General features: G+C 63.4%; 6 protein-coding genes. 1 reads left to right on the forward strand and 5 read right to left on the reverse strand.

What is annotated here, in order from left to right:
- Positions 1–141: 141 nt before the first annotated feature.
- Positions 142–1,143: a type I glyceraldehyde-3-phosphate dehydrogenase gene (gap, locus tag ACIQ3A_RS13325; protein ID WP_396432212.1), complete on the forward strand. Its 1,002-nt coding sequence runs from the start codon at positions 142–144 to the stop codon at positions 1,141–1,143.
- Between the two features lie 46 nt (positions 1,144–1,189).
- On the opposite strand, the gene ACIQ3A_RS13330 is transcribed toward gap, so the two are convergent.
- The 5 genes from ACIQ3A_RS13330 to rraA are packed head-to-tail and all read right to left on the reverse strand — an operon-like array spanning position 1,190 to position 5,959.
- Entirely contained in the window at positions 1,190–2,392 is a 1,203-nt protein-coding gene (locus tag ACIQ3A_RS13330; RefSeq protein ID WP_396432213.1) for an NAD(P)/FAD-dependent oxidoreductase, read from the reverse strand.
- Positions 2,389–3,315, reverse strand: a complete 927-nt coding sequence (locus ACIQ3A_RS13335; protein ID WP_396432214.1) for an ornithine cyclodeaminase family protein — start codon at positions 3,313–3,315, stop codon at positions 2,389–2,391. Before ACIQ3A_RS13335 ends, ACIQ3A_RS13330 begins: the two co-directional genes overlap by 4 nt.
- Positions 3,299–3,961 carry a 3-isopropylmalate dehydratase small subunit gene (gene leuD / locus ACIQ3A_RS13340; RefSeq protein ID WP_396432215.1) on the reverse strand — a complete coding sequence of 221 codons (663 nt, stop codon included), beginning with the start codon at positions 3,959–3,961 and terminating at the stop codon, positions 3,299–3,301. Before leuD ends, ACIQ3A_RS13335 begins: the two co-directional genes overlap by 17 nt.
- Positions 3,962–3,971: 10 nt before the next feature.
- Positions 3,972–5,396: a 3-isopropylmalate dehydratase large subunit gene (gene leuC, locus ACIQ3A_RS13345; RefSeq protein ID WP_396432216.1), complete on the reverse strand. Its 1,425-nt coding sequence runs from the start codon at positions 5,394–5,396 to the stop codon at positions 3,972–3,974.
- Complete coding sequence (gene rraA, locus ACIQ3A_RS13350) at positions 5,393–5,959, reverse strand: ribonuclease E activity regulator RraA (RefSeq protein WP_396432217.1); 567 nt, start codon at positions 5,957–5,959, stop codon at positions 5,393–5,395. The genes leuC and rraA overlap by 4 nt, the downstream gene beginning before the upstream one ends.
- Between the last annotated feature and the right edge of the window lie 30 nt (positions 5,960–5,989).

The following is a 5,989-nucleotide window of genomic DNA, read 5'->3' on the forward strand; positions in this document are numbered from 1 at the left end:
AACAGTTACAAACCCGGAACAAACCATTATCACAGCCGGGTTTTGTAACAAAGTTACTGAAAATGTCTTAGGATGGTTACATGATGGGTTGGCCCGCTTCTGGGTGCGGCCCAAGACAGCTTCCATGAAAGTGAGACAGACATGACCACCAAAATCGGGATCAACGGATTTGGCCGCATCGGCCGCATGGTGCTGCGCGCAGCGGTGCAGAACTTCGACGACATCGAGATCGTCGGCATCAACGATTTGCTGGAGCCGGACTACCTGGCTTACATGCTGCAATACGACAGCGTGCATGGCCGCTTCAAAGGCACGGTGGCTGTGGAGGGCAACACCCTGGTGGTGAATGGCCACAAGATCCGCCTGACGCAAGAGCGCGACCCGGCCAACCTGAAGTGGCACGAAGTCGGTGCCGATGTGGTGATCGAAGCCACCGGGCTTTTCCTCGACAAAGACAGCGCGGGAAAGCACCTGGCCGCAGGCGCCAAAAAAGTGGTGATGTCGGCGCCCTCCAAAGACGACACACCCATGTTTGTGTTCGGCGTGAACCACAGCACTTATGCCGGGCAAGCCATCATCAGCAACGCCAGCTGCACCACCAACTGCCTAGCCCCCATCACCAAGGTGCTGAACGACAAATGGGGCATCAAGCGTGGCCTGATGACCACCGTGCACGCCACCACCGCCACACAAAAAACCGTGGACAGCCCCAGCAACAAGGACTGGCGCGGTGGCCGGGGCATTCTTGAAAACATCATCCCCAGCAGCACGGGCGCGGCCAAAGCCGTTGGCGTGGTCATCCCCGAAATCAAGGGCAAGCTCACGGGCATGGCGTTTCGCGTGCCCACCTCCGATGTGTCGGTGGTCGACCTGACGGCAGAGCTGAACAGCCCCGCCACCTATGCCGAAATTTGCGCCGAGATGAAGGCCCAAAGCGAAGGCGCCCTGAAAGGCGTGCTGGGCTACACCACCGCCAAAGTGGTCTCCACCGATTTCCGCGGCGAGGTGTGCACCAGCGTGTTCGATGCCGATGCAGGCATCGCGCTGGACAGCACCTTCATCAAGGTGGTGGCCTGGTACGACAACGAGTGGGGTTACTCGAACAAATGCTTGGAGATGGCCCGAGTGGTCGGCCGACCTTGAAGGGTCTTGTCGGCTGAAGCTGCTGTCAATGCCTCACGTGCAGCGTTCAGCCGATCACTTGCAGCTCGCGCAGCGGGCGGTTTTGCACCAGCCGTTCAAAACCCAAGTCATCCACCGCAATGGTTTGCGATGCACCCCTCAGCATCCATTCGGCCAGGGCAAGGCCCGCGCCTGCCGCGTGCTGCATGCCGTGCCCTGAAAAGCCGTTGATGAAATACAGGTTGCACAACGCCGGGTGCGGACCGATCACGGCGTTGTGATCAAAGGTGTTCATCTCGTAATAGCCCGCCCAAGCGCGCTCCACGCGCAAGGCGGCCAAAGCCGGGATGCGGTGCGCCAACGAGGCCCATTGGTCGTCGTTCCACTCGGACCAGTCGGGCTCCAGCGGCAAGCCGGGTTGGGTGTGCAAGGGCTCAGCGCCCATGATCAAAAACCGGCCTTCGGGCCGCAGCCACCAGCCACTCGGGTCGATCAGCAAAGGACACTGCGCCAGCGGCTCGGGACATGACAGCACAAACACCGTGCGCCGAGCCCCTTCGACAGGCAAAACCACGCCAGCCATGGCCGCCACCTCACCCGCCCAGGCACCCGCAGCATTGACCACTTGGCCGCAGCGCAAAGTGCTGCCGCTGGCCAGACGCACACTTGTCACTTGCGAGGCCGTATGGTCCATGCCCACCACCCGGTCGTGCAGGCGTTGCACGCCTTGTGACATGGCTTTTTTCAAAAAGGCCTGGTGCAATGCCGGGCCGTCAAACCAGCCTTCGCCGCTCAGGCCCAAGCTGCCCAACGCCACGTCGTCCACATTCAGCCATGGGTAGCGCAGCCGCAAGGCCTCGGGGCCAAGCAAGGCCACATCGGCGCCGGCCTGTTTGTGAATTTGGTGCGCGGTCTGCATAGCCGCCACTTGGTCTTCTTGAGCCAGGTACAAATAGCCGGGCTCTTGCAAACCCAGCGCCACCGGGTGGTCGGGCAGGCCCAGGTGTTGCTCGGCTTCGCGCAAAAACGCGATGCCGTATTGCGACAGACGAATATTGACAGGGCAAGTGAACTGCTGGCGAATCGAGCTGGCCGACAAGGAGGACGAGGCTTTTTCGTAACTTGTGTCGGACTCGACCAAGATGATTTTGAGGCCTGGCTGCAAGCGCGTGAGCCACCACGCGGTGGCGGCGCCCATGACGCCACTGCCCACGATCACCACATCGGCGCTCGTTGCCGTGCCCAGTTGGGCGCTGGGTGCCACGCTCATGCTTGCGCCTTTTGTTCGGCCAAAGCCGCGCGGTAAACCAGCCGCGCTGCGACCGTGTCTTCCACCGCCTGGCCCAGTGATTTGAAAATGATGGTCGTGCCCGCTGGTGGCGGTGGCACACGGCCGCACAGGATTTCACCGATCTCTGCGGCCACTCGCGCGCCCGACAACAGCACATCGCCCGATTCCTTTTCGGCGGCCTCACGCTGGTCGGCCACCACCCAGTGCAGCATGGCCGCATCGTCCAGTTCGCGCCAGGTCGGCCGCGGCGCGCCCACGGCCGCCACAAAAGCACCCGGCTTGAGCCAGGCCCCCTGCAACACGGGCTCGCTGGCGTTCGTGACCGTGCACACAATGTCGGCACCACGCACTGCTTCTTCGGCGCTGGCACAGGCCACGCCGCCGATGTCGTGGGCGCACTGCTGTGCGTTGGCTGTCGTGGGGCTCCACACGCGGATTTGCGAGACATCGCGCACGGCACGCAGCATTTGCGCATGGCTGCGCGCCAGCACACCGCTGCCCAGCATCGCCACCACCTGCGGGGTGTGCGGCACCAGCGCATCGGCGGCCACGGCAGAGGCCGCCGCTGTGCGCATGGCGGTGATGGTGTTGCCCTCCATCACGGCCAGGGTCTGGCCGGTAGCCGGGTCCATCAGCACAATCGTGCTCAGCAAAGTGGGTAAGCCGATGCGGGCGTTGCCCGGCACCAGGGTGATGAGCTTGGTGGTCAAGGCATCGCCCAGTTGGGCAGGTTTTAAAAACAGCAGGCCATCGGCCGAGGCCTCACCGATCGACATGACCATGCGCAGCGGTTGCACCACCTGGCCCAATGTCAGGGCCACCAGGGCTTCGCGCACGCCTTGCAGCAATGCAGGCACGCTCAACAATTGCTGAACGCGTGCTTCGTCAAAGTAATGAACCATGGGCAGTCTCTTGTGCGGTTGGGGCCACCACCCAAGGGTTGGCGGCCAGGTAACGGGTTTCAAAATCACGGATGTGTGGCGCGTGCGTGAGGCTCATGCCCACCGCATCCAAGCCACTCAGCAACATTTCTTTGTGCAGCGCATCGATTTCGAACCGCAGGCTTTGGCCATCGGCTGGCGTGTGCACGGTTTGCGCCGATAAATCCAGCGTCATGGTGCAGCGGTCCGGGTTTTGGGCCAGGGCCATCAAGCGCTCGATTTGTGCTGCCGGCAAGACCAGCGCTGGCACGCCGTTGCGGATGCAGTTGTCACTGAAGATGCCGCCAAAGCTGGTGCCCAGCACACAACGAATGCCCATCTCGCGCAACCCCCACACCGCGTGCTCGCGGCTCGAGCCACAACCAAAGTTGGGCCCAGTGACCAGAAAACAGGCTGAAGCCCACGGCGCCTGGTTCAAGACAAAGTCGGCGCGCGGCTGCCCTGCCGCGTCAAAGCGCATGTCGTGCAAAAAGCCCTTGGACAGGCCCTGGCGGTCGATGCCCTTGAGGAACTGCTTGGGCATGATCTGGTCGGTGTCGACATTCGGCAAAGGCAGTGCAGCAGCAACCCCTGCGATGGTTTGAACGGCTTGGTTGATGGAGGTCATGCCATCGCCTTCAATCGCAGCGCAGCGTGCGCAGATCGGTCAGTGCGCCGCAGACCGCCGCGGCCGCCACCATGGCCGGGCTCATCAGGTGGGTGCGTGCGCCCTGACCCTGACGGCCCTCAAAGTTGCGGTTGGTGCTTGAGGCGCAGCGGTCTCCGGGGTTCAGGTGGTCTTCGTTCATGGCCACACACATCGAACATCCCGCCTGACGCCATTCAAAACCAGCGTCTTCAAATACACGGCCCAGGCCTTCGGCATCAGCCTGCGCACGCACCATCGATGAGCCGGGCACCACCAGGGCCCGAACGCCAGGCGCCACACGCCGGCCTTTGAGGTAACGGGCTGCGTCGCGCAGGTCTTCGATTCGGCTGTTGGTGCACGAGCCAATAAAAGCATGGCTGATCGGCAAGCCCTGCAAGGCCTGCCCTGGCTGCAAATCCATGTAAGCCAATGCGCGCTGCATGCCCTGACGGCGCTGCAGGTCAGCCTCGTTTTCAGGGTGGGGCACCACACCGTCGATGGGCACGCCGTGGTCCGGGCTGGTGCCCCAGGTCACGCGCGGGGCAAGGGTGCTGGCGTTGAGGCTGACTTCGCGGTCAAACACAGCCTCGTCGTCGCTGCGCAACTGCCGCCATTGCGCCACGGCGGCATCCCATTGCGCGCCTTGCGGCACGCGGGCACGGCCTTGCAAGTAGTCAAACAAGCGCTCATCCGGCGCCACGATGGCCCCGCGTGCAGCGGCCTCAACGCTCATGTTGCACAGCGTCAAACGGCCTTCGATGCCCATGGCCCGAATCGCCTCACCGGCGTATTCGATCACGTGGCCCGAGGCGCCGTCGGCCCCGATCTGTGCGATCAGGCCGAGCACCAAGTCTTTCGCCGTGATGCCGGGCTGCAGTTGGCCGTGCACCGTGACGCGCAGATTTTTTTGCGGCCGGTAAATCAGGGTCTGGGTGGCCAGCAAGTGTTCGATCTCGCTGCTGCCAATGCCAAAGCCCAAAGCCCCCATGGCCCCGTGCGTGGTGGTGTGGCTGTCCCCAGCGGCCATCACCATGCCCGGCAAAACCCAGCCTTGCTCGCTGGCCACCACGTGCTCAATGCCCTGACGAGGGTCCAGCATGTCGAACAGCTCAATGCCGTGGCGTGCACAGTTCTCGGCCAGCGTGCTCACTTGTCGGGCGCGGCCCGCATCGACCAGCACCATGCTGCGCGCGTTGCGCACGGGCGTGGTGGCGTTGACATGGTCCACCACCGCCAGCGTGGCGGAAGGCCGCCACACCGAACGCCCTTGCGCATGCAGCGCCGCAAACGCCTGCGGGCTGGTGTATTCGTTGAGAACCTGTCGGTCGACATACAGCAAAATTTGCCCGCTGTCGCCCAGTTGCCGCACCGTGTGCGAAGCCACGATGCGCTGGTACAGGGTCCGGCCTGTCATGGCTTGGGGGTGACGGCGGCAGTGCCCGCTGCGTAGGCGGCGGTCGCCGCCACCACGTCATCGACCGCAATGTCAGCCGCCGTCATGCCGGCGGGCAACACGATCACGCCATCGGCATCGGCCACCAGGTGGCAGCCGGGGGTGAAGGTCACGCCCCCAAAGTGCACTGGCACATCGCGTTCGCCCTGGCCCGTGCGTTCGCCTCGCTTGGGCACCGTGCCCAGCGCCTTGACACCGATGTCGATGGCATTGAGCTCATCGGCATCGCGCACCACACCATGAATAACCAGCCCCGCCCAACCATTGCGCGAGGCCAGGTCGGCCATCACATCGCCAAACAAGGCGCGCGCCACCGAGCCGCGACCATCGATCACCAGCACCTGCCCGTGCCCGGGCTGGCTCACGGCCTCACGCATCAGGGCAATGTCTTCATGGCAACGCAGGGTGCGCATGGGGCCGGTGAAGGCCCGACGCAGGCCGTAACTTTGAAACAGCACAGCACAGGCTTGTGCAGCGTCGCAGGCATCGCACAGGTCGGTGGTTTTGGCAATGGCGGCTTTCACAAATCAGTCCATCCGCACATTGGCTTCCTT

Source organism: Limnohabitans sp. (assembly GCF_044361985.1).
Lineage (GTDB): Bacteria > Pseudomonadota > Gammaproteobacteria > Burkholderiales > Burkholderiaceae_C > Limnohabitans_A.